This window comes from Nocardiopsis sp. LDBS1602 (assembly GCF_035818715.1).
Lineage (GTDB): Bacteria > Actinomycetota > Actinomycetes > Streptosporangiales > Streptosporangiaceae > Nocardiopsis > Nocardiopsis alba.
In genome coordinates, this window is sequence record NZ_JAYLVW010000005.1 from 169,342 (window position 1) to 193,176 (window position 23,835).

The 23,835-nt window shown below is 67.7% G+C and carries 18 protein-coding genes; 7 read left to right on the forward strand and 11 right to left on the reverse strand.

Features of this window, described 5'->3' with window-relative positions; translation table 11 throughout:
* Positions 1–33 precede the first annotated feature (33 nt).
* The 10 genes from U9J66_RS17665 to U9J66_RS17710 all read right to left on the reverse strand — a co-directional run bounded on the left by U9J66_RS17665 (position 34) and on the right by U9J66_RS17710 (position 10,594).
* Complete coding sequence (locus U9J66_RS17665; RefSeq protein ID WP_161111413.1) at positions 34–849, reverse strand: hypothetical protein; 816 nt, start codon at positions 847–849, stop codon at positions 34–36.
* Positions 850–1,038: 189 nt separating this feature from the next.
* Positions 1,039–1,896 (reverse strand): hypothetical protein, encoded by an 858-nt coding sequence (locus tag U9J66_RS17670; RefSeq protein WP_237449986.1) that lies wholly within the window; start codon positions 1,894–1,896, stop codon positions 1,039–1,041.
* Between the two features lie 191 nt (positions 1,897–2,087).
* Positions 2,088–3,167, reverse strand: coding sequence for a pilus assembly protein TadG-related protein (locus U9J66_RS17675; RefSeq protein WP_326338239.1), 1,080 nt, complete (start codon positions 3,165–3,167; stop codon positions 2,088–2,090).
* Positions 3,168–3,383: 216 nt separating this feature from the next.
* Entirely contained in the window at positions 3,384–3,731 is a 348-nt protein-coding gene (locus U9J66_RS17680; RefSeq protein WP_014912758.1) for a hypothetical protein, read from the reverse strand.
* Between the two features lie 522 nt (positions 3,732–4,253).
* On the reverse strand, positions 4,254–6,716 hold the full coding sequence (locus U9J66_RS17685) for a glycosyltransferase family 4 protein (RefSeq protein ID WP_326338175.1): 2,463 nt from the start codon (positions 6,714–6,716) through the stop codon (positions 4,254–4,256).
* Positions 6,717–7,368: 652 nt separating this feature from the next.
* Positions 7,369–7,548, reverse strand: a complete 180-nt coding sequence (locus U9J66_RS17690; RefSeq protein WP_014913129.1) for a hypothetical protein — start codon at positions 7,546–7,548, stop codon at positions 7,369–7,371.
* A 504-nt stretch (positions 7,549–8,052) separates the two neighbouring features.
* Positions 8,053–8,610 carry a hypothetical protein gene (locus tag U9J66_RS17695; RefSeq protein WP_238543728.1) on the reverse strand — a complete coding sequence of 186 codons (558 nt, stop codon included), beginning with the start codon at positions 8,608–8,610 and terminating at the stop codon, positions 8,053–8,055.
* A gap of 160 nt (positions 8,611–8,770) precedes the next feature.
* On the reverse strand, positions 8,771–9,301 hold the full coding sequence (locus U9J66_RS17700) for a hypothetical protein (RefSeq protein WP_326338176.1): 531 nt from the start codon (positions 9,299–9,301) through the stop codon (positions 8,771–8,773).
* A gap of 5 nt (positions 9,302–9,306) precedes the next feature.
* Positions 9,307–10,347 (reverse strand): OmpA family protein, encoded by a 1,041-nt coding sequence (locus tag U9J66_RS17705; RefSeq protein ID WP_042284195.1) that lies wholly within the window; start codon positions 10,345–10,347, stop codon positions 9,307–9,309.
* 34 nt (positions 10,348–10,381) lie between these two features.
* Positions 10,382–10,594 (reverse strand): hypothetical protein, encoded by a 213-nt coding sequence (locus tag U9J66_RS17710; RefSeq protein WP_326338177.1) that lies wholly within the window; start codon positions 10,592–10,594, stop codon positions 10,382–10,384.
* Between the two features lie 948 nt (positions 10,595–11,542).
* On the opposite strand from U9J66_RS17710, the gene U9J66_RS17715 reads away from it, so the two are divergent.
* From U9J66_RS17715 to U9J66_RS17730, 4 genes are all read left to right on the forward strand, one after another.
* Positions 11,543–12,670 carry a TIGR04222 domain-containing membrane protein gene (locus U9J66_RS17715; protein WP_326338178.1) on the forward strand — a complete coding sequence of 376 codons (1,128 nt, stop codon included), beginning with the start codon at positions 11,543–11,545 and terminating at the stop codon, positions 12,668–12,670.
* A 192-nt stretch (positions 12,671–12,862) separates the two neighbouring features.
* Positions 12,863–13,489 (forward strand): GAP family protein, encoded by a 627-nt coding sequence (locus U9J66_RS17720; RefSeq protein ID WP_326338179.1) that lies wholly within the window; start codon positions 12,863–12,865, stop codon positions 13,487–13,489.
* Between the two features lie 166 nt (positions 13,490–13,655).
* Positions 13,656–14,432, forward strand: coding sequence for an alpha/beta fold hydrolase (locus tag U9J66_RS17725; protein ID WP_326338180.1), 777 nt, complete (start codon positions 13,656–13,658; stop codon positions 14,430–14,432).
* Between the two features lie 488 nt (positions 14,433–14,920).
* Positions 14,921–16,075, forward strand: coding sequence for an undecaprenyl-diphosphate phosphatase (locus tag U9J66_RS17730; RefSeq protein ID WP_161111420.1), 1,155 nt, complete (start codon positions 14,921–14,923; stop codon positions 16,073–16,075).
* 162 nt (positions 16,076–16,237) lie between these two features.
* Here the strand turns inward: U9J66_RS17730 and U9J66_RS17735 are convergent, their stop codons facing one another.
* Positions 16,238–17,302: an LLM class flavin-dependent oxidoreductase gene (locus U9J66_RS17735; protein WP_326338181.1), complete on the reverse strand. Its 1,065-nt coding sequence runs from the start codon at positions 17,300–17,302 to the stop codon at positions 16,238–16,240.
* A 181-nt stretch (positions 17,303–17,483) separates the two neighbouring features.
* On the opposite strand from U9J66_RS17735, the gene U9J66_RS17740 reads away from it, so the two are divergent.
* From U9J66_RS17740 to U9J66_RS17750, 3 genes are all read left to right on the forward strand, one after another.
* Positions 17,484–17,810 (forward strand): ArsR/SmtB family transcription factor, encoded by a 327-nt coding sequence (locus U9J66_RS17740; protein ID WP_014910216.1) that lies wholly within the window; start codon positions 17,484–17,486, stop codon positions 17,808–17,810.
* Between the two features lie 1,475 nt (positions 17,811–19,285).
* Positions 19,286–21,406 (forward strand): serine/threonine protein kinase, encoded by a 2,121-nt coding sequence (locus U9J66_RS17745; RefSeq protein WP_326338182.1) that lies wholly within the window; start codon positions 19,286–19,288, stop codon positions 21,404–21,406.
* A 341-nt stretch (positions 21,407–21,747) separates the two neighbouring features.
* Positions 21,748–23,829 carry a serine/threonine protein kinase gene (locus U9J66_RS17750; RefSeq protein ID WP_326338183.1) on the forward strand — a complete coding sequence of 694 codons (2,082 nt, stop codon included), beginning with the start codon at positions 21,748–21,750 and terminating at the stop codon, positions 23,827–23,829.
* Positions 23,830–23,835 lie beyond the last annotated feature (6 nt).

Here is a 23,835-nt window from a genome sequence, read left to right on the forward strand (position 1 = left end):
ATGGTGCCCGACCGGCCGGAGAGGCGCGTCCGATCAGTCGACGGTCGGCCGGTAGTCGTAGGTCTCCCCGAAACCCTCCTCGGTGTCGTATTCGAGTCTGCGCGGGTACCCCTCCTCGTCGATCCAGAGGCTGAACTCGGTCTTCGGCAGCACGGTCAGCGTGTTGTGCCCGCTCTCCTCCTCGTAACCGCCCATCACCGCGGTGAAGTCGCCCGTGTACCTGTAGGCGGTGTAGGAACCCTCGGGAGACCCGTCCAAGCCCTCGGGGAGCGTGATCTCCTCTCTGCCCTCCCACACCAGATCGGAGGCGGAATCCACCAGGTCGTCCAAGGGGGAGAGGGCGAACTCGATCGAGCACAGCCGTCGATCCGCCTCCGAGGGCGGGTTCAACAGGCTCATCCCCGTCATCCCGCGTTCGGCGGTCATCAGGTGGCCGGTGTCGTCCAACTCGTACCGGTACACCTCGACACCCTCGGCCGTGGTGAAGTGGTGCTCGAAGACCACATCGGCCTCCACGCCCCTCCGGGCCCAGCCCCGACCAGCCTCCTCGCCCTCCTCCCGTTGCGTGTAGCTCACGGACAGGGAGGGGGCGTCTCGCAGCCCTCGAGCGGCCAACGCCAGGAAGGCCTCGGCGTCGTCGGGGTCGACGCTCCCCGAACGTTCCCGCGGGGGACGGGCCTGCTCGGACGGTTCGGCCAAGGGGACGACCGTGTCGTCCTCCAGGGTGAGGCGGGCGACGATCCATCCACTGGCGATCACCGCCAGGCAGGTCAGGACCACGATCAGGGCCAAAGGCCAGTTGGGACGGCCGGGGTCGTCTTCCGCCGGCTCCGGTCCGGAGAACGGCATCGATGTCGACACTGACAACGCCTCGCTTCTGCGGCTCGGTGGATGGGGGGACCGCTTACGGTGGTTACGACGCGGGGACCGTCCTCTCCGTTCGAGCGTCGCCGACACATAATCTCGACAGGCAGTGACGAAACGGGCCGCGAACGTGTCGACAGGCCCGGCGATCTCGGCCCGAACGGGGTGCCGTCCTCATCCCTCGTCCAGACGTGGCGGGTCGCGTTCGATCCGTCGGACGGCGCGCCCGACCCTCTCCCGGGCCGTGGGGGAAGGGCGCCAGCCACGGTCGAGCAGAAGGTCCCGGACCCGGCGCAGCAGACGCTCGGGGTGCGTACGCAGGTCGTGCATCCCGATCGACACCACCTCCCACCCGGCGTCGGTCATGGCCGAGTACCGTCGCCGGTCTCGTTCGCGTTCGACACGGGAGGAATGGTGTTCGGCGCTGTCGTACTCCAAAGCCACCCTCTGGTCGGGCCACCCCAGATCGGCGTGGAAGCGTCCCCGGGCGGTCTCGATCCGGCACTGGGTGACCGGTCTGGGCAGCCCCGCCCGATACAGCAACACCCGGACCCAGCTCTCCGCCGGAGAACCACTGCCCCCGTCGGAGAGCCCGACGGCCAAGGCCAGCCCCGGGAGACTCGAACGAGGGTGGCGGCGCAGAGTCGAGAGCAGTCTCCCCCTCCGTAACGCTCCCCGTGCCAGAAAACGATCCAGGACCGCGGTGGCCCGATACGGACAACCGGCCTCCGCCGCCAGGTCCAGGGCGGTACGGGCCGGGGCGGTCACCCTCACCCCCTCGATCAGTGAACGGTCCGGGTACGGGATCAGCTCACGGTGGACGACCACACCATGCCGCGAGGCCCCTCGCACCCCCGGAGGGAGCGCTACGCGCAACCGTTCCCGCGTGACCGAGGTGCCCCGCGGATGCACGTCCACCCCCCACAGGTAGGCGGCGGTCCGACCGAAGGCGAGGGCATCGGCGGACAGCTCCGACAGGATCGGGCGCAGGGTCCGCAGGAGCAGATCCCGACCGGGTGGTGAGGCCGCCAAGGGGATGGAAGGCCCCGAAGGGCGCGGTGGAGGGGGAGGAGGGGCGACACGAGGGCGGGCGAAGAGAGGGACGTTCGGATCGGGACGAAGAGGGTCCGAGGCCATACCTCCAGGTTCGGCCCCGGACCGGTGCCGGGCAAGCCCCTTCTCGAACCTGTGGACGACCCCGCTCCCCGATGAACGGGCCTCGCCTAACGGAAGGGCGGGGGCCCCACGGACAGGTGGACGTGGTCCACGTGGTTCTGGGTGTTGCTGCCGCGCTCGCCGGCGGGTCGGCTCACGCTCGACCACGGACCGACCGCGTCCTTGGCCGGGTTCCAGATGCGGTAGTTGTAGATGATCCCCTTGACCTCCAGCTCCCGGTGGTTCTGGATGAGGAAGTCGATCACCTGGAGCGCGGTGGCGTCCATCTCCGGGGTCGGGACCCCTCCGAGGTCGGCCATCATGTAGTCGACGGCCTGGCCGTAGCCGTGGTCGCTGGTCCCCTCGTCGCGATAGCCCCCCGCGCTGATGTAGAAACCCGGGAACTCATCGTTGAGGACCTTGTGGGTCGCGCACATGGCCGGGTCCAGCCGTCCCAGGTCGGCACAGTCCACGATCGCGCCGCCGCCGAACACGGAGTTCGGGTCGAACGCGTACTCTCCGACCCGGTCGATGAGGTAGACGTCGAAGTAGCCCGAGGCCTGGTCCACATCGTCCACGGAGGCGCCGTCACAGGTCAGTTCCATGTCCTGGCGACCACAGCCCGAACCCATCTCGATGATCGCGATCGCCGACGCGTTGCCCACCGCCGTCGCCCCCGAATCGTCCTCTCCGTCGCAGACGATGTCGTTCCAGTCCCGGGAACCGTCCGGCTCCAGCTCCTTCTGGCAGAGCGCGCCCCGGACCTCGACCCGGACGATGTTGCCGGAGCGGCCCATCACGTTGTCGCTGGCCTGGATATCGGTGAGCACCGCCCCGTTCTCCCGGGCATAGGCCTCGGCCCGGTCCCTGGCGATCTCCTCGTCGTATCGGGGCATCGGGAAGACGCCGTCGGCGAGCTGCCGGGCCGCGTGGTCCCGGAGCGCCCCCACCGCCGCCAGGGCCGCGGCGTCGGCCGCGGTCTGGGCCTGGGAACGCTGGTCGTTGGCCGCGCCCACACGGACGAACAACACGGTGAGCGAGAGCAAAGCGATGACCATGCCGAAGATCAGGAGGATACTGGCCTGGCCGTCGTCACGGCGGCCCTGGAGAAGGCGTCCGCGGTCCGTTCGGGGGGAGGTCCGTCGCATGGTGATCCGGGGGTCGATCCCGCGGGGGCGGGCACGGTCGGGGCGGGTCGTGGGGCGGGAGGGGCCCTCTCGCACGGACCCCTGCTTCGGGAAGCTTAGTCCGCCTCGTACCCCGGGTACAGGGGGAACTCCCTCATCTGTGGACGATCCGCGGGGCCGCCCCAGGTCGGAGCGGTACGGCCGAGGACGAAAGCGTTCCGCCTCGAAAGGGGGTCCTCAGGGAGCGGGCAGCCGGCGGGTGGCCCCGTCGAGGATGAGGGCGATCTCCTGTGCGGCGGCCCGCGCGGTCTCGATGTCGGTCGCCTCGGAGACCGCCAGTTCCAGACGGGCCAGCCGTGCGGCCCGGCGCGGGCAGCTGCGCAGTTCCACGAACATGCCCCAACGGCGAAGGAACATACGGACCGGAGCCGGGTCCCCGTTACGGGAGCACAGGTCGCGGACGTGATGCTGTTGGGTGTCGAAGGTGGTGAGGGCATCGGGGGCCACACGGAGGACGGCGGCGCGCAGGACGGAGTCCTCGAGGTCGCCGACCGGGGGTTTCGACCGTAGGGGTTCGCGGATCAAAGCGACTCACCTCTTCACTGGGGGAGAAGAACCCTGGACCGAGCATGCGCTGTTCCCAAGGGCGGTACAAGCGAGATCCCGGAACCTGGGGAAAACTCCCCCCTGGGATGTTCCGTCGGGAAAGGGCGGCCTCTTCCGGTCGGTGTTATACGGGTATGTGTCTATACCTTCGTATTGGCCGGCCGTATCTCGTGAGTGCCTGAAGGGCGGCCGCAAGAAGACCTGGCGACCTGGTGGCCAGGTTGAAGACATGGGCTGACCAGTGCAGATGCCAACCTGGTGGCCAGGGCCAGTTTTCGGGCAGCACTCAGAACCGAACCCGGCGGCCAGGCCACCAGGTCCGGAACCGAAATGGTGATGGATTCCGTGCAAGGGTCGACGGAATCGACGGTGGCGCTTCGCCACCATCCCGCATCACCTTAGAGCCCTACGCCGCCCGAGTGGGGGACATCCTCCCGGCGAGGCGTTCCCTCTTTCCCCGGGCCCCTCGAATCACCCCCACCACGACCCGGAACCGTCGGATCAGGGCAGGCGGCGGCTGAGGGCCTCCACGACGTGCACGTCGGCGATGGTCAATCGCAGGTCGCCCGAATCGATCGGGGCCACGGTCACCGACCTCGCGTACGCCCCATGGCTCCACCGCCGCGAGGTCAGGGAAGGAACGGCTTTGGCCCCCAACCTCCCCAACGCTCCGGAGGGGCCGGCGAGGAGCCGGAGACGCCAGCGGGCACGCGAGATCGTCAACCCCCGGTAGTCGTCATGGAGAAGAAGCGGCAGCGCGCCCACCAGCCGTCCCTCCTCCCTGGTGGAGGGGCCCGGGAGGACCTCCAGCGGGAAACTACGGCCGGCGTCGGTGCCGCGCACCACCTCCAGCGCGTAGGCCACCCCCTCCGGCGGAGGCGCCCCGAGATCCACCTCCACACGCAGTTCGTCGGCGCGCCTCCCGACGGGACGCACCCGCACCCTCTCCACGGGCAGGGTCGGCGCCAACGGCGAGCTGCGAAGCCCCAGCCGATCGTTGATCGTGTAGTACGGCCGCACCTTGGAACCGGTGCCCCGGTCGCTCTTCACCTGCTGGGCCGGGTAGTCGATGATCTTCTTGTAACCCACGACCCCCGATAGATGCCGCCCCAACGTGCACTCGGTTCCGTCGGACAACACCAGCCTCATCTGCCACTTGTCGGAATCCCCATGGCGTTCCCGTACCACTTCGGACGGGTCGATGACGGCGGTGAACTCGCCTTCGTAGGCGACGGCGGACGGGAACTCGTGGCGCTCCCGGGAAGAGGAGTTCCTCCGCACCACCAGGCGGGCCCGAGCGTCGGGGAGCGACCGGCCCAGAAGTCGTCCTTGGACGGTGATGAGCCCGTCGGCGATCTCCACGTGTTCGACCTCGGCGTGATGGGGAGAGCGCCGCGCGTGCAGGATCAGCCGTCCCTTGGGGGAACGGTCCGGGATCACCAGGGACAGTTCCTCGGTGTCGGCGACGGAGAGCGGGAAACCGTGCTGGTGGATGGTCACGTCCCGTATCGGGCGTTCCACGCCCGCGTCCTTACGGTGCACCTGCCAGGTTCCGGTGGTCAGGTCGTGGGCGGAGGCGTCCACCTTCACCCTCCCGTCGCGATCGGGTGCCAGCTCCAGGTGCCCGGCCCCCCGGGAGAGCACCACCTTGTCCGGTATCGACCCGAGGCCGGTCTCCCCGAGGGAGGGCCCGAAGTCCAGGACCGCCACCCCGTCGGGGCCGAGCTCCACCCGACAGGCGGCGGGCGGCTCGGATCGTGGGGCCGGCACGGTGATCGGGGGAGAGGAGGGGAGGCGCTCCCCGGCCAGCTCGTGGAAGAGCTCCTCGTGCAGGCGCACGATGTTGACCGGATCGAACCGCTCCGAAGCCGTCAGCGCGGCCGAGGCCATGCGCCGACGCAGATCGTCGTCGCCCATCAGTTCGGCGAGCCCCTCGGCGATGCCGGAGGCCGATCGGTTGGGCACCAGCAGTCCGTCCTCGCCATCGCGGATGATCGAGGCCGGACCGTGCGGGCAGTCGGTGCTCACCACGGGCAGCCCCGAACGCATGGCCTCGACGATGGTCATCCCGAAGGGCTCCTCACTGGAGGTGACCGCCGCGAACGACCCCTGGGCCCAGGCCTCCTCCACCCGCGGATGAGGCCCCATCAGCCACACCCGGTCCTGGAGCCCCAGGGAGTTCACCAGCCGTCCGAGCGCGCCCCGCCTGCTGCCCCGTCCGTAGATGCGCAGGGTCCAGTCGGGGAACTCGTCGCCCACCATGGAGAAGGCCTGGACGAGCAGGTCGTGCCGTTTGCTGGGCGCGAGCCGTCCGGCGGCGACGATCGTGCGCGTGTCGTGGCCGTTGCCGATGAAGGCGGGGGCGGGCACCGAATTGGGGATGGACAACAGCCGCACCCCGGGCAGGGGCATCTTCGCGGAGTAGGTGCGGGCGTCGGCCTCGGTGACGGTGACGAAGGCGTCCAGGGCGGTGTACTCGGCGGCCAGGATCCGACGCAGTTCGTCCGAATGCTGCTCGTAGGTGAGGTGTTCCTGTCCGACCTTGATCAGGTGGTCGGGGGCGGCCCGTGCGATGACCACGTTGAGGCCCGGGCGGGTGCCGACGACCACGTCGGCGTCGGTGGTGGCCAGGTACTCCTCGAGCCGGTCGTCGGTGAGCCGGCTGTGGGTGGAACCGCGCCCGTCCTCCGGGGGGAACAGGAGAGGAGGCAGGCCGGCGCGTTCGGAACCCTCGTAGAGGGGCCGCCCTCCGATGCCGGTCCCCTGGTCCCCATGGCGGCGGATGTCGACGAGCGGACGTATACGGACCCGGGAGGGGACGGGCAGGACGGGGTCGGCACGGTGGCGGAACACCGAGACGATCTCGACCTCGTGCCGTTCCGAGAGAGCCGCGGCCTGATTGGCGACGGTGCGCACGGTGCCACCGATGCCGTACATGTCGTTGATCAGATAAGCGATCTTCATCGGGCCCCCGTGTCCTCAACCCCGCCCTGTGCGCTGACGGACGGAGACGATCCCCCTCACCCACATCGGAGCGATGCGCGAGTGGTCGATCAGATTAGGGGGAGAAATGGTGCAAAAGGTCCATATCTATGCTCGCCTGTCCGAATATTTGCCCTCTTCTGTGGGGGTTTTGCGGGGCCTTCGTGAAACACGGGCCATGAGCGCGAAGACCGTCCGGTCGCGATGAGACGGAGACCCGGGAGGGCGGACCCTCATGGGTGTGTTCGTGCGGGCCGGCCTCGCGCGAGACGGTCCGCGCCGGTGCTCCCGTGCCGACGGCGGTGGGCTTCGCCCTCACGACCGTTCACGAGGCCCCGGGAGAGGACGGGCGCGCGGTGGGATGGGGCTCTGCTGACCGCGCGCCCGCCGACCTGGACCGAACGCTTCCCTGAGCGTTCGGGAGAGGGTCCGCCCCCTCGGCCCGCGTCCATGAGGAGCGCGCTTCGGCCGAGGGAGCGGGATCGGAGGCGGCAGGACGGAATTCCATCTCTTCCGGGTCGTGGCCGAAGAAGCTCCCGAAAGACCCTCCAGGCTCGGGAGTCATCGGGTCACGAAGCCCGGTCGACCGGGTCGGGGCCCGCCCCCCACACCGGTGCCGCCTCCTGGCTCGGTATCACACGTCGGCGTCGTCTCTTCGAGCGTGAGCGAGGACGAGGCCGATCATCCCGAACAGCGCCAGACGCTGGACGGCATGAGCGATGTCGTGCGGGCTGTCGACGTTGTGGACGGTCGGAGGTGTCCGCTTGGGCAAGGGCGGGCGCTCCGGAGAGAGGTCGAAGGGGGTGATGTCCACGGCTGTTCCTGACGAGTCGGGGGAGGCTCGTTGTTCGATGGACTCTCGGTCGAGAACCCCGTGAGTCCGTCGGCGTGCGCTCATCGGCGGATCGTTTTCATGATCAACAACAAACGCGTGAGGGTTGTCCTACATCTCATGTATTGCCGCAGGCAACGCAATGTTGCCTGTGAGAGACACTTTGCCGCAAACAAAGGAAAATGTCGTGCTCTGACGGGGACTTCTTGTGGCCGTAACCGGCCACGTTGGGGACTCCCCAGTTGGCGGAGGGTGAGCGTCGACTCGGACCGACGCCTTCTCAGGGGCGACGAAACCCGGAGAAGGCGAAAGCGGAACGCCTCTCGACCGTGGCCGGCCCGACCACGAGGATGTGCCTCGTCATCCGTGCATGGCCGTATGTCCCCGGGGCCCAGGGCGAATATCGCACCTCACCCAGAACGCCCGCGCTCTCGCGGACTCACCGCCGAAGGCGCGTGAACCTCTGGGAACGAGGGGGCGGAGGGGTCAGTAGGTCCGAGTGGACTGCCAGTACGCCCACGCCTGGCAGGGTGACCCATGCGCATCCCGGATGTAGTCCAGCCCCCAGTCGATCTGTGCGGCCGCGCTGCCCTCGAAACCCTCCGGCATCTCCCCGTGCAGAGCCGGATTGAACCCGACGATCCCCCGCGAGCCGGTCTCCGAGTCGACCATGCCGGGGTCCCACCCCGACTGTCGACTCCAGAGATTGTCCAGGCAGGCCCACTCCTGATCGGTCCAGTTGTAACCCCTGGCCGACTGCATGGCGATGTTCTTGTTGTCCTCGAAGTCGCCGCCGCCCGCCCCCCAGTCGTACTGCTCCGGCTCCTCTGGCCGATCACGGTCGACCCAGGTCTCGTCGCCACAGCCCGGTCCCCGCACCGCGCAGACCATCGAACGCACACCGTCGTTGAAGCGTGTGCCGAGATCACTCTGATAGATCAACGTGATCACCAGCGCGGCGAAGATCGTGGTCGCCCCGACCTCCACCAGACCGGCCCCACGATCTCTCTCGCTTCGCCGCGCGGGCCGGAACCAACGAGCCACACGACCGAGCCGGGGCGCCGCCCGTGGTGGACGTCCACGCTCGTCGGAGCGGTTCGGAGGGCGGGTCGACGAGGGTCGCCGAGGATCCCCGAGTTCAGGATGGTGGGGGGTGGTCAACGCCGCCTCCAGAGAAGTTCCAGGAGTGGGTCAGGGGCCGAGGTCAGGATATAGGAATGTCCTCGATCGGGTCGAACCCCGGGATTTCCAGAGTGATGGTGTCCACGTCCGAAGGGACAGAGAACATCGACCAATAAGCGACCTGCTCTCCAGGATTTATTATCTCTTTGAAATCGTTGGATAGTTTTCCTGAGCAGAGGCAGTCGCTTTCTCCGTCCATGATCGGATGGTATCTCATATCTTTTTCGGTGGAAGTGGCGGTGACACCGGAATAGTATGTGGTGAGGCTGTACATGTAGGAGGTTCCGGCGGGCCAGTTGAAGAAAACCTTTTCTGCTCCGTTGTTCTCTACGCTCCAGGTTACTGACACAAGAGAACCGGACTCGCTTCGCTCGGTCTGATGGGCTTCAGCGGTAAGACCTTCGCTGACCTCGTCGTTGGAGGCCGCTGTGCCGAGGGAGCCCAGTTCGTCCGTCGTCGGGACAGGGTTCGCGAGAACGCCGGACGCCGTGGCAAGGGGGAGTGAGGCTACGAGTGCTGCCACCCCGAGGGATCGAAGGGTGATATTCATCATTGTCCCTACTTTTCGAATGTGACGCTGACTCGCCGGTTTCGCTCGCGGCCCTCCTCTGTTTCGTTGTCGGCGATCGGGTCTGCGGAGCCATGGCCTTCTACCTCGAAAGTAATTCCTTCGCTGGTAATGATCTCCGCCAAGCTTTTCTCTACGCTTTCCGCCCTCTCCTGAGAGAGGGGGATATTGATCGAATCATTTCCAGTGTTATCTGCATGGCCGTCGATCGAGACGGTGGGAGCCCCTGAGTCGTCGATCTCCTGGGCGACCTGTTCGAGAATGTCTCTCGCCTCATTTGTCAGTTCGGCGCTATTCGTATCGAACAAGACATCGGAAGAGAGTATGATGCTGACCTCTTCGTTGCTTTCTGTCCGCCCGGTCTGGTCACCGTCCAGACTGTCGGAAATCATCGTGAGGTCCAGAATTTGTGGGCTATCGAGGTTGCTGTTCTCGATGGTCTCAGAGGAGGAGGTGATGGGTATGTCGAATATGGGAGGGGTCAGCGGAGTGGTTACCGTCATTCTTTCCAGATCTTCTGGGGGCTTCGGGTACATGACCCACAGGAGATCGGTCTCACCGCTTGGAATGTTCCCGTCCAGTTGGTTGCAGAAACACTGTCCGCTGCTCTGTCTATAGCTCAGGTAGCGTTGTTGGTTTCTCTCGTCGATGAGGCTGACGCTCCCGGCGGAAAGGTGATCTGTTTCTGAGAGTCCGAATCCAAGGTTGAAATTATCCTCGGATTTGTTGGTTACCCCGATTCGGAGTCTTAGAAGATCATTCTCCATGCGTTCCAAGGCGTATACGTCGATTTGGAGGTCGGATCCCAGACTTGTCGATGTTGTGGTGGAACTGGCGACGACTTCGCTGGGGTTCTCTGTGCCCGGGAGTGACGGGTTTGCCTGAGAGGGTCGGGTCTGTTCTGTTCCTCCTTCTTCCTGTGGAGGGGATACAACGCATCCGGTGGAGAGAACGAGAAGGATGGCAGTCGTTATTCCTGCTTGCGTCTTCCCATGTTTGGTTTTTGGGGGAAGTATCCTTCTGGGGGGCAACTTCTTCCCGTTTCTAATGTTGTTTTTTATTTATCTAAGGCGTGCTGAATACTTCGCTTACCGAAGAGGTGATTCCTTGGACGATGAGGTTCCCGATGTTGCTGTTGTACAGCAGTGCGGCGATGATCCCGACGAACACGAGGATGGCCCCGTACTCCACAAATCCCGCTCCCCGGTCTCCCTTCTTCCTCTCTTTGGGAAAGGTCAGGGCGCTTAGTTTTGTCCAGGTCTCGAGTATGGTTTTCACGGGGTGGCTCCTTGGGGAATTATTTGCACCTTTTTCGCCCGGTGATCCTCTTTCTGAAAGAGGGGCCGCGCTTTCTGAAATTGCTCTCTTTTGCTCTTTGTTCGGAGGATGTTCTCCGGGGAAAGAGGGTTTCAGGGTCGGAGGCCTTTGGTGTGAGGGTGAATGATGAGACGTTCGTAGGTTCTCGAGTCTCGTGAACCCGCACCATGAGATCGGAGTGGAAAGAATGAAGCGGTTCTCGATGCCGGTCGAGGGAGATGGCCCGGATGGAACGGTCGCGCGAAGGTGGGCCCTGGAGCGAGGGTGTGTCGGGAGCCCACCCTTCGGGAGGAGTAGCCGTTGCTTGCTCGAGAGGCTGTTCGAGGGGGACAGGCCGAGCGGTACGTGGAAACCGAGTTCCGTGAGCCGGGGTGTCGTGTTCTCCGATGGTCGGTGAGAAGGGGCCCGATCGGTGCTCGCTCTAGGTGGGCGGCGCGAGGGCCGAACTCCCGTGCGAGTCGTACTCATCAGGGTCACCTCCCTCAACGCCTGCTCAGAGCCGGCGGGGATTCCACATGACTCGCTTCGAGTCGCGAATGGGGCCCGCGGCTCCCTGAACACCCTACTGATGTTGAAGTAGCGGTTCCAAGTATGGCCGGATACGGACAGCGCCAGCTCTGGACATGGAGCCTTCAGAACTGAGGGGCTTCGTTTCGAAGATCCTGGCCTCCCCGGTTCATGTGGGGGTCTCCGTCGTGTGGCGTGCACCTGGCCAACACGGCATTTCGGCACGGTGGAGGGTGATGGGCGGTGTTCGACGGGGCCCGGGGTGGGGGCGGTGGGGCGTCGACCGAACCCTGTTCGTCCGCTTCGTCCGGTCGAGTGGGAGGCTTGGAACTCCCCCCCCCGAGCCCTACCCCCGCTTGTCGCCTCCGTGTTCGTGTCCTCCTCGCCGAAAGGGCCTCACCCATGGACACCGTGCCCTTCCTCGTCGCCTCCGGGGTGGTGATCGGCCTTCTGCTCACCCTGTGGCCGGTCCTCTCCCTCATCGTCGCGAATCTGAGCCTGCGTCGCCAGGCCGCTCGAACGCCCGAACCCGAAAGGGCCACGGGGGTGGACGAGCTCTCCCCGATCGAACTCGCCTACCTCGCGGGAGGACCGAGAAGGGCGGGGAGGGTCGTCCTGATGGAGCTCTTCCTCAGGGGGAGGGTGCGGGCCCAACGGAGAGGCGGGCTCATCACCCTGGTCGGTCCCGAACGCCCCTATGTCGGTGAGCGGGATCCGGTCGGCAGGGCGGTGCTCGCCGTCTTTCGAGGGAGGGTGGCGGTGAACGCCGTGGCGATCGTCGACGCCGTCTCCGAGGGGGATGTTCTCGACACCGTTCGGCGGGGTCTCGGCGAACGTGGTCTCATCGTCCATTCGGCCGGGTCGGAGCGGTCGCTCGGTCGTCGACGGCGCTCCCACGCCCTTCTCCAGGTCATCGCCAAGGCCGGTTGGGTGATCGCCGTCCTCGGGCCGGTGTTCCTGCTTCTGCTGGAGGGGGTCTCCTGGGCGTCGGGGCAACTGGCTCTCGGGCTGACGTTGGGGGTGGTCGGGACGGTCGCCTCCGGGTTCTCCGGTGTCCCGGAGCGGCGGGGAGGGAGATCGGTGCCGCGCACCTCCGCGGGCGACCGGCTTCTGGAGGTGGCCGAGGCCCGCTATCCGCTCGCCGAATCCCGGGGGCGGGACGTGAACCGGGAGACGGCTCTACGGTTCGGAGCGATCCACGGCATGTCGGGTGTGCGTCGGCAGAGGAGAACGGTCGTGACCGACCCCGGCCTCATGGTCGACCCGGGCGCGCATCACTCGTCGCGAGGGGAGGGGGCCGTCGGCGGGGAGGTCTTCACCTGGGACGAGGTGTGCGACTACGCGGAGCGGTGCGCCGACGAGAGCGGCGGCGGGTCGAGCGGTGGCTCCCATGGGGGCGGTTCCGGTGATTCCGGTGGCTTCGGTGGTGACGGGGGCGGCTGGAGTTTCGGAGGAGACTCCGGTGGCGGTGATTCCGGTGGTGGTGGCGACTCGGGTGGTGGGGACGGTGGAGGTGGCGGGGGAGACTGATCCCCGATCCGGTCCTCATCGAGGTCGACCGATCGTCGAGCCGTCATTGCCCGTGGTTTTGCCGCCCTCCGCGCAGACTGGAGGAGACCATGCCGTCGTCGTTAGGCGGGTGGAGGATCGTGGTCACGAGCATCGGAGGCCCACGTCCCGCCCTCGGCCGGCACCGACTCCTCGAGAACGACGGGGGAGAGTATGGACCTCAAGATCCTGCCGCTGGCGATCACCATGATGGCGGGGCCGCAGATCATCGCGGCCCTCGTCCTGGTCACGGCGAGACAGGCGGTACGCGTGTCCGTGGCGTTCCTGCTGGGGGTCGCCATCGCCACGAGTGTCGGGGTGGCGATCACCCATGGCCTCTTCGGGCTCTTCGGGAACAAGGTCTCTCTGGGGAGCCCCTCCGACTCGGGGTCGGTGGGGACCCTGATTCAGATCGGGCTGGTGGTGCTGCTGGTCCTCGCCGCGATCCGGGCCTTCCTGACACGGGAGACGTCCGAGCCACCGGGGTGGCTCACCGGACTGATGGACGCGGGGGTCGGTCGTGGGCTGACGACCGGGCTGTTGGTGATCCTGGCGATGCCCTCGGACATCGTCGTCATGCTGACGGTGGGGGCGCACCTGGCCCATGGCGGGGAGGATTTCGTGGCCGGGATGGGGTTCGTCGCGGCGACCGTGCTGATAGCGGCTCTTCCACTGTTGACGCTCCTGGCCCTGGGCCATCGTGGGAGGGACGCCATGCCCGCCGTACGGGACTGGCTGACCTCGAACAGTTGGGTGATCACCATCGCCACATGTGCGGTCTTCGTGCTCCTCATCCTGTGAGGTCCGGGCCCGGCGCGGACGGACACCGGGCCCCGAGATCTTCACGCGGGCGGTGGTGGCGCTTGACCTCCTCCCCAGTGGGTAGGGGCTCCAGCGCCACGCCCCGGACCACCGTCGCGCCGATCCCGGCCGCCGTACGACCCCTGACGCACCAGGAGCGCCCCCCATGGCGGAACCCCTCGTCCTGCCCCACACGATTCGCGGTACCGGCCCGCACGGCGTCATCGCCCTGCACGGATGGTTCGGAGATCGCGATGACTACGAGACGGTGTTGGCCCACTCCGATGGCGGGCGTTTCACCTACGCCGCCCTCGACCAGCGTGGTTATGGTGACGCCGCGGGCATCGGGGGTGAGTACACCACCGCTCGCGTCGCGGCCGACGCCCTGGCGTTGGCCGACCATCTCGGGTGGTCGACCTTCTCCGTGGTCGGCCATTCCATGGGCGGCAAGGTCGCGCAGAACATCGTCGCGCTGGCCCCCGAGCGGGTCCGGTGCATGGTGGGGATCTCTCCGGTCCCGGCCTCGGGGGCGGGGCTCGGAGACGATGCCCGGGCCCTTTTCACCCAGGCCGCGGGGGATCCGGCGGCCCGGCGCGCCATCATCGATCTCACCACGGGCGGCAGACTCCCCGCCAGGTGGCTCGATCGGATGGTGGATCGTTCCCTCGCCCGTTCGGACCGGGACGCCTTCGCCGCCTACTTCCGGGATTGGGCCTTCGAGGACTTCCATGAGGCCGTCGAGGGGGCCGAGGTTCCCGCTCTCGCCGTGGCCGGGGCCCATGATCCGGCCCTGTCCGCGGAGGTGATGAGGGCGACCTGGATGGAGTGGTTCCCCCGCGGGGAGTTGTACGTGCTCCAGGACGCGGGGCACTACGCGATGGAGGAGACCCCCTTGCCCCTGCTGGCCCGGATCGAGGGTTTCCTGGGGGAGAACGAGGGCTGATCCGGGGTGTGGAGGCGGCCGTTCTCCTCGCGGTCTCCGTGCACGGAGGTGGAGGGCCGGGGGACACCCGGTGAAATCATGGCGAATATCGGACACCGTCGGCGTTCGGCCTCGGGGCTCCGACATGGGGCGTTCCGTGTGGCGTGACGGTGGCCGTGTCCGGATGGGTGTGTGGTCTTCGCCCCACCGCCGCGGAGAAGTCCCCGTTCCGGGCGGACGACGCGCCGGTCTCGGAGGGGCGTGGTGTCCGACATCGATGCCTTCGTCCCACCGGAGGGTGCCCGATACCGGGACAGAACGGGTTCGTGGGGGCCGAACGAGCCCGAAGAAGGGCGCGCCAGAGCGGGATACGATGACCCAGATCGGGCCGGCGGCATCGCTGACCTGCTGTCCTGTGTCATCTCATCGAGCACGTTCGACCGCGTGACGATCGGTGTCGACATCGACGCGCGCGGCCACGGCGCCGACGTTCAACAGAAGGCCCCTCTGTGTCCCTCATCGAAGCAATCGTCCTTGGACTGGTCCAGGGGCTGACCGAGTTCCTGCCGATCTCCTCCAGCGGGCATCTGCGCGTGGTGTCCGCGTTCTTCGGCTGGCCCGACCCCGGTGCGGCCTTCACCGCCGTCAGCCAGATCGGTACCGAGCTGGCCGTGGTCATCTACTTCCGCAAACGCATCTGGGCGATCCTGTCGACGTGGACGCGCTCCCTGGTCGTCCGTGAGCTGCGAAGCGATATCAACGCCCGTATGGGGTGGTACGTCATCCTGGGCTCGGTCCCCATCGTGGTGCTGGGCCTGCTCCTGGAAGACCAGATCGACAGTGTGTTCCGCGATCTGCGTCTGGTCGCGTTGAACCTGATCATCTTCGGTGTGATCCTCGGTATCGCCGACAGGTACGCGCGTAAGCAGCGCAGCCTGGAGGACCTCAACGTCCCCCGCGGTCTGGCCTTCGGTATGTTCCAGGCTCTCGCGCTGATCCCCGGCGTCTCACGTTCGGGCGGCACGATCACCGGTGGAATGCTGCTCGGTTTCAACCGTAAGGACGCCGCCGAGTACGCCTTCCTGTTGGCGCTGCCCGCGGTCTTCGGTTCGGGCTTCTACAAGATGCTGGACATCGGTGGGGACGAGTACGCCGGTTGGGGCGCCACCATCGTCGGTACGGTCATCGCCGGTGTCGTCGGCTTCGTGGTGATCGCGTGGCTGATGAAGTTCATCTCCACGCACAGCTTCATGCCCTTCGTCTACTACCGCGTGGCCCTGGGCATCGTCATCCTGGCGTTGGTGAGCTGGGGCGCGCTCGACCCTCAGGGCGGCGCGGAGTCCCAGCCCGCCCGGAGCGACGTCGTCGCCGAGCAGGAGGCCCCGGAGAAGGAAGAGGAGGAGGCCCCGGCCGCCGGCGAGGAGGAGCGAGAGGCCGAGGCGCCCTCGACCGAGCCCTCCACGGAGGCGGGCGCACCGGAGGTGGATCCGGCGACCGGTTGGGAGATCGACGCCGAGTCCGGTCTGCTCCGCAACCCGGAGAGCGGTCTCCTGCACGATCCGAACCTGGGCATGGACGTCGACTACGACCCCGTGAGCGGCATGGCCACCAACCCCATGAGCGGTGAACGGTACGCTCCGGACCTCGCCGCGCGGGACCACTAGGGAACGCTCTCCGGCGGTCGTCGGTGAATAAAGCGTGGGGCGGAACCCTGACCGATTCCGCCCCACGCCCCGATGATCGGGGGAAGACGATGTCGAGCCCTGCCTGACTCGACACCATCACCCTTGACCCAGCTCCCCCGACCAGGGCTTTCTCTCGACCTGTCAGCCGCTCGTGGGCGCCTCCAGGCCGTAGGCGTCGGCCAGCAGCTCGTAGGAGCGCATGCGGGCCTCCTTGTCGAAGATCATGGAGGAGAGCATCAGCTCGTCCACCCCGGTGTCGGCGACGAACCGATCGATCTTCTCCACGACGGTCTCGGGCGAGCCGACGAAGGAGTAGCGCAGCATCATGTCGAGCTGCGGCTTCTCCCCGGGGCGCCACATGGTGTCCAGGGCCGAGGGCTCCACGGGCGGCTGAAGGAGTCCGCGCTCGTTGCGCAGGATCCCGAGGAACGACAGCCGCATGGAGGTGAACAGGCGTTCGGCCTCCTCGTCGGTGTCGGCGACGCACACGTTGATCCCGGCCATGGCGTAGGGCTTCTCGGCCTGGGCCGAGGGGGCGAACCCCTCCCGGTAGGCGTCCAGCGCGTCGTACAGGGCACTGGGGGCGAAGTGCGAGGCGAAGGCGTAGGGCAGGCCCAGGTGCGCGGCCAGTTGGGCGCCGAACAGGCTGGAACCCAGGATCCACAGGGGTACCCGAAGGCCTTCGCCGGGAACGGCGCGCACGGGCTGTCCGGGAACGGCCGGTTCGAAGTAGGCCTGAAGCTCCTGAACGTCGTTGGGGAACGTGGAGGAGGAGGTCTGGTCGCGGCGCAGCGCTCTCATGGTGCGGGGGTCGGTGCCGGGGGCGCGTCCCAGGCCCAGGTCGATCCGCCCCGGGTAGAGGGACTCCAGGGTGCCGAACTGTTCGGCGATCACCAGGGGGGAGTGGTTGGGGAGCATGACGCCGCCCGAGCCCACTCGGATGGTGGAGGTCCCTTCGGCGATGAACCCGAGGGAGACGGACGTGGCGGCGCTGGCGATGGCCCGCATGTTGTGGTGCTCGGAGAGCCAGAAACGGTGGTAGCCCCGGCGCTCCAGGTTCTGGGCGAGTTCGCGCGCGTCGCGTAGGGCCCGTCCCGGGTCGGAGCCCTCGACGATGCCCGCGTGGTCCAGGACGGACAGGGCGGGCCGGGTGCCGGGGGTTGCGTCCCCGGAAACGGTCTCGTCGGCCTCTTTGCTGTTCGACATCTCAGTTACCCCCACTGACCTCGAATGTTCGATGATCGACGATCATCGAACAGTGACGGTACACTCGCGCCTGAACACGGGACAAATCCGATTCGGGACATCGTGGGGCGTTTCGCGTGCTCACGCCGGTGGTCGGTCCGTGCGGAAACGGCCGGGTGGCGGCGGAATCGGAGGTGGGGCCTTGGGGGCCAAGGGAGTGTCCAAGGGGGCGGGGCATCCGGCGCTGTGCGACGTGGAACTGGTCACGGTCCTGTCCGCGTTGGCCGAACCCACACGACTGCGGATCGTGGCCATGCTCTCCGAGCCCGGGGGCGAGCGTGCCTGGAAGGACATCGACCTGCCGATCGCTCAGTCGACGCTCAGCCACCATCTGAAGATCCTGCGCAACGCCGGCCTGGTGCGCAATCGGACCGAAGGGACGCGCTGCTTCGTCTCGTTGCGCGAGGAGGAGATGGAGGGTCGGTTCCCCGGGTTGCTGGAGACGGTCCTGCACTGTCGGGACCGGTAGGGCGCGAAGGCGCGTCGCCGCTCCTCGCGGTCCGTCGAGCCCGGGGGAGGGGACGTGAGAAGGACGAGTGGGTCGTGCCACTCGTGTCGATACCGCTTCGTCCGCGCTCACGTTGGGACCAACGAGGCCGCCCCCGGGTGAGTTCCCGGTCGAGGGGTTTTCTTGTTCCGGTCCGCTGCGGAGCGTGACGGCCCGTCGATGCCGGGGTGGCGGAGAGGTCGGGCACATGCGAAGACCCGGCGACTCTCTCCCCCTATGAGAGGTCGCCGGGCCTCCATCCCCTTACGGAACAGGGTCCCTGAACCTGCCGATCCCCTTTCCCTCCCAAGTGCCGTACGGCTGGAGGGGCGGTCGGACCAGAGACCCGCGGTGGTCGGCGAGGTATCCACGTGCGTGAAGAACGTGAATTCCCCCGAAAACCTCGCTCCACCTTGTGAGAAAAGGATCCTCGAAAGATCTTCCCGGGAATGACGAGCTTTCGGTCTCCTTCTCGGGTGAGCCCCGCCTGACCTCGTGTGACAAACGCTGAAAAGCCGGGCCTGTGATGTACTCTAGCGCCTCCTCGGACCATTCTTGACCCTCCTATGGGAAGCGTGTCGTGGCCGACTCTCGCCCATCGGGGTATCCGAAACGGATGATCGCGTGGAACGCCCTGTACATCGTTCGGACAGCACGACAGAACCGGTTCTCGGGTGCGGAGTCCGCTCCTGTCGTCCGACCGACGACTCCGAGTATGCCTGAGAACAGGGGTCGCCCGCAGGGATTCGGAGTTAATGATCGGCGCGCGTCCGGTGGTTTGTCCGAATCGAGGGGTGTGGGGCGGTGTCGGGGGGTGGAATGTTGGCGTTGCGGGACCTTGGGCACGTTTGGCGAGTCCGTTTGTCCTTAAAGTAGTCGCTTGTGAACGCCCGTGATGGGCGCGATGCGAAGTCCGTTCGGAGACGGGGTTCCCGAAAATGGGTGCCGTCCTCGAAAAGGTTGCTCGACGTTGCATAACAAGGCGAGTGGAAGGTTCGCTCTCCTCCGTTCCGGTGTGATGGAGAAGGGAACGCGCTCGCGCCCTTCAAGAGCGTTCGGAGGTGGTGAAGCGGAGGTCGAACCCATCGGGGTCGAAGGTCGAACGTGAATCCCGACTTTCGATCCGGTCGTTCGGGCCGCGCTTTCGAGTGTCCCTTTCGGGGAGAGGGGGGACGGTTTTCCCGAAGGGCCGACGCGGGTCGACGGGCATCTCGGGCGGGAAACGGATCGGAGGTGAGAACCGGGGTATCGGCGGCGTACCGGGAGGTTCCCCGACCGGGCGGGAGGATCGGGGCGAGCCAGTCGTTCTCCGGAGGGATGGCCGGTTCCGGGCTCGGGCAAGTAGTGCAGAACAGTCAGAAGCGGGCATTTCACAGCACCATGAGGTGGTGAAGGACATCACACCTCGGGTACGGTGCTGCGCGCTCTCACCCCCCGGCCTTGGAGGTCCCCTCGTGATGATCGGCGACACGCTCGGCGGCTACAGACTCGAGAAGAAACTGGGCGAAGGCGGTTACGGGACGGTCTACCTCGGTCGTCGTGAGGACGGCGAGCCCGGGGCGGTCAAGGTTCTGCATCCCCACGTCGCGGGGACCCCCGAGTTCCGTCGGCGTTTCCAGGCCGAGGCGATGCTCAGTATGGACATCCCGCCCTACTTCATCGCCCGGGTGCTCAAGACGGGGGATCCCGAGGCCCGCCCGGAGCCCGATCAGGAACCCGCCTGGGTGGTGACCGAGTACGTCGAGGGTCGGACACTGCGCAAGCTCGTGATGGGCGACGGCAGTGACGAGGGGCCCTTGGGAGAGGACGATCTCCACCGTACGGCGGTCGCCACGGCCACCGCCCTGGTCTCCATCCACAGCGCGGACGTGGTCCATCGGGACTTCACCCCCTCCAACATCATGGTCACCGGGGACGGGGTCCGGGTGATCGACTTCGGGATCGCGCGCGCGGTCGAGGAGGCCCCGACGATGGCCAGCGGCTCGACCGGGACCCTGCGGTACATGGCCCCGGAGCAGATCCTGGGAACCGAGGTCAGCCCGGCGATCGACGTGTTCGCCTGGGGCGCGGTGATCGCGTTCGCGGGCACGGGCCGGGACGTCTTCGACGGTGGGAGCGCCTGGGAGACACGTCAGCGGATCCTCTACGGCGAGGCCGATCTGCGGGGGCTGCCCGAGGCACTCGTCGGGGTCGTGTCCTGGTGCCTGGAGAAGGATCCGGAACTACGACCCACCTCGCACCGGCTCCTGTCCCGACTCCTGGGGAAGGAGACCTCGTCGATCGAGGAGGAGGGGGAGGCCACCCAGAGGGACAGCCGGACCCTCCTGGACGAGGGGGCGGCCGCGTTCTGGCGCAGCATCACCATGGGGATGAGCGGCTTCCCCACGGTGGCCGGGCCCGACCGCGAGGGGACCTTCGAGATCGCCGGCACCTTCTACGGGACGGTGGCCGAGCTCGCCCGCGGGGTGCAGAGCAGATGGCCGGAGGCCCACGGGATGCTCCGGGACGCGCACAAACGCCAGGAACTGTTGCGGTGGCTCCCCGAAGAGGAGGGCAAGGCGCGCGAGATCGTGGGGGTACTGCCCGAGGCCTGGGGAGGAGCCGACGTCCAGGCCGCCAATCTGGTCGCCGAACTCTCTCCCGACCTGCCCGCCCTCTTCCGTGACCTGGACATGTCCTGGGGTGCCCTGTTCAGCACCAAGGACGGGCGTGCCTGGCCCTATCGGGAGCCCGAGCACGAGCGGCTCATGGATCTGGTGGAACGCCATGGCCTGTTGAAGGCGCTCAGCGGTCACCACTGCATCGGCAGCGACCATTCCTGTCGACGGGAACGTCCTTGTTCTCGCTATGTGCACGTCGCCCGCCAGGCCTCCGACCTCTTCGAGAGGTTGCGCGCGCTGGAGGGGTGGCTGCGAGGTGCGGCCGCGACCGCCGGATTCGACCGGGAGCGGCTCTCCCCGGTGGAGAAGGGCGACCTGGTCCACATGCTCGGCACCCACGAGCGGCGGAACGGCGAGGCGCCGGCCTTGGCGGTGTGGGCGACCCAGGGGCTTCCGGAGGGCGAACTGCGCGAGAGGGCGCGCAGGGTCGTGCGGGAGGCGGACGACCCGTGGCCGGCCGCGGTGGCGCTGTACGCGTGCCGAGACGATCTGCGCAGGGTCTCCGAGAGGTCGGCGGGTCCACGCGAACGCCCGGGGCCGAGGCCGGCGGTCGATCACGGGAGGAGGAAGGGGGGCGGGCACGGACGCCGGGGGCCGGTGGGGCGGGAACCCCGCGGGCTCTCCCGTCTCCTCTGGGCGGTCGGGGCGATCCTGGTGGTCGCCGGCGTGGTGCTCGGGGCGCTCTACTGGGGTGATCTGACCCTGCTCGCGTTGATGGCGACCGGGGCGGGGGCGGCCTTGATCGTGATCGGGCGGGTCCTGTTGGAGGACCACCGCAAGGCTCTGACCGGCGAGGAACGGGGAGAGCACGGCTCGGAGGCCGGAACGGCGGGGGAGAGCCCCGTGGACGAGGCTCCTCTGGGGGACGAGGAACGGCGTGCGGAGTTGCTCCGTCATCTGTTCGACTTCCCCGAGTGAGGCCGAAGGGCGGTGCCACCCCAACAACCTGATAACGGAGCGGGGACGCGAAGAAGGGGGATCGGATGCTGTGATGCCGGTCGCATCGCCTGTCCCCGGCGTGGGGAAAGGGCGGCCATCGCCGCCTTGAACAGCGGATACCGTCTTCTCGGAAGGCTATGAGACGGTCTTCGGGAACGCTCCCGAACGGTCTCGGAAGGGCCTTCGAACGGTGTTCGAGGGGTGGGTGCGGGGCTATGCCCATTCCCCCCATTGGGTAGATTCGCAGGACCACGGGTTCGAAAGCACCATCCCGGAACAGCCCACCACAACCGCCCCTGCCGTGTGGAAAGCTCCCCCTCATGGACTCCTCCTCCCCCGCTCTGCCGCCGAACGTCACCCCGCTGACCGATGGCGACCCGCTCCAGGTGGGCCGCTACCGGCTGGTCGGGCGACTCGGCGCCGACGGTCTGGGCACCCTGTACGCGGGGGTCTCGCCGGACCACGAGGCGGTCTCCCTGAAGATCGCGGCGCCGGAATGGACGGCCGGGGGCGACGACACGGGCGGGGAGGTGATCGGGGAACGCCTCGACGGGGTGTGCGGCCTGGGGGTGCGCGACGGCGGGGTCCATGAGGGACGGCCTTGGGCCGCGATCGACCACGTGCCCGGGCTGGAGTTCCCCCAGGGGTTGTGGGTCGAAGGCCGACCGGACGAGGGGCGGGTGCTCGCTCTGGCCGCCGGCCTGGCGGAGGCGCTCTCCTCCCTCCACTCCAAAGGCCTGGTCCACGGGGACCTGCGCCCCGTGAACGTGGTGATCGCCGCGGACGGGCCCCGTCTGATGGACTTCGGTCTCACCCGGCGGATCGACTCGGTGACCCCGACCCAGAACGCCGACTGCCTGGGCTGGTCCGCTCCCGAACGCTACGAGGGGGCCGTCGCCTCCACCGCCACCGACGTGCACGGTTGGGCCGGGTTGGTCGTGGCCGCCGCCACCGGAGGTCCGCCCTTCGGAACCTCCCCCGCCGGGCATCTTCCGGGACGTGTCCCCGGGCAGATCGTCTGGGAGATGGCGGCCCGCGCGCGTGAGGTGCGGGTCGATCTCGATCGGGTCCCCGAGACCCTGCGCCCTCTGGTCTCCAGGGCGCTCTCCGCGGACCCGGCGCTTCGCCCCGGTGCCGAGGACGTCTACCTGGAATGCCTGCTGCTGCTCGGCATCGACGAGCAGGCCACCGCCGACACCTGGTCCGATCGACTACGTGAACTGGTCGCCGGGCACTGGCCCGTGTTGGACCTGGACCGTTACGATCCGGTCCGATGGAGCGACCTGGCCCTGACCCCGGAAGGACGGGGGAGAGAGGACCGCCTCCCGGACTCCGGACCCGGGAACCCGATGGAGTCCGACCCGAAGCCGCCGGAGAGGGGCGCGGACGTCCCGGTCCCCGGTATCACCGCCTCCGGAGCCGCCGGCGCGCGCCGTGACGGAGAGGCCGCGGACTACCTGTTCGGCGGCGCTCGGAGCGGAGGGTCGGAACCGGCTCCGGAGCCCGGCGAGAGCGTGCCCGCGAGGAGCGGGGGCGGGCGACGTACGGGGCTTCTCATCGGCGCGGCCGGCGCGGCGCTGCTCCTGTTGCTGGGCGGCGGCTACCTGCTGTTCGACGCCTTGGGGGAGTCCTCGGGGGTCTCCGCGGACGAGGAGGGCGGGTCGGAGCCGGAGGAGGGTTCGGGGGAGGGCGCCATGGCCTCCGACGAACCCGTGCCCTTGGACTGCTCGGACACCGAACGGGTCCAGGCCCAACAATCACTGGCGCACTGGCGCCCCTTCGATCCCGAAGCGGGCTCGAGTGAGAGCCTTCCGCCCCTGCTCACCCCGGGGCCCGAGGGCGTCCCCGTGGCCGACGCCGAGATCTGGCCGTTCGCCTACCCGGTGGATCACGACACCGTCGACTTCGGTCTGGCCACCCCGGAGATCCCGGCGTTCCCCGTGGTCAGCGTGTGCATGTCCCAGGTGCGGGGCACCCCCGAGGGGGCGGAGTTCACCGTCGAGGTGACCTATCACCCGAACATGGGCTCATACAACGTGTACGCCGAGGACTTCATGGCCCTCACCCCGCTCGATCCGGAGCAGAACGGCGGGGTCGACAAGCTGACCCTCAGGGGCGGCGGCGGATACGAGTTCGGTTCTCCCTTGACCACGCTGGCGGTGTTGAGTCCGGAACACCCGTCGGAACGGCTGACCGTCCTCATCCCCGGCTCCCCCGAACGCGGGGGCGTCGCCTACCGTCCGACCGCGCACTCCGGGTCCCTGGTGCACGAGTTGAGCGGACACTGCTACGACGTGGACGGCACGTTGGGGTGGCGGGACCGGGAGCGGCTGGGGTCGGGCTTCTTCGCCCTCCCGGACACCTCACTGACGGACAACGACATGATGGACTGCCCGACCTGACCGGCC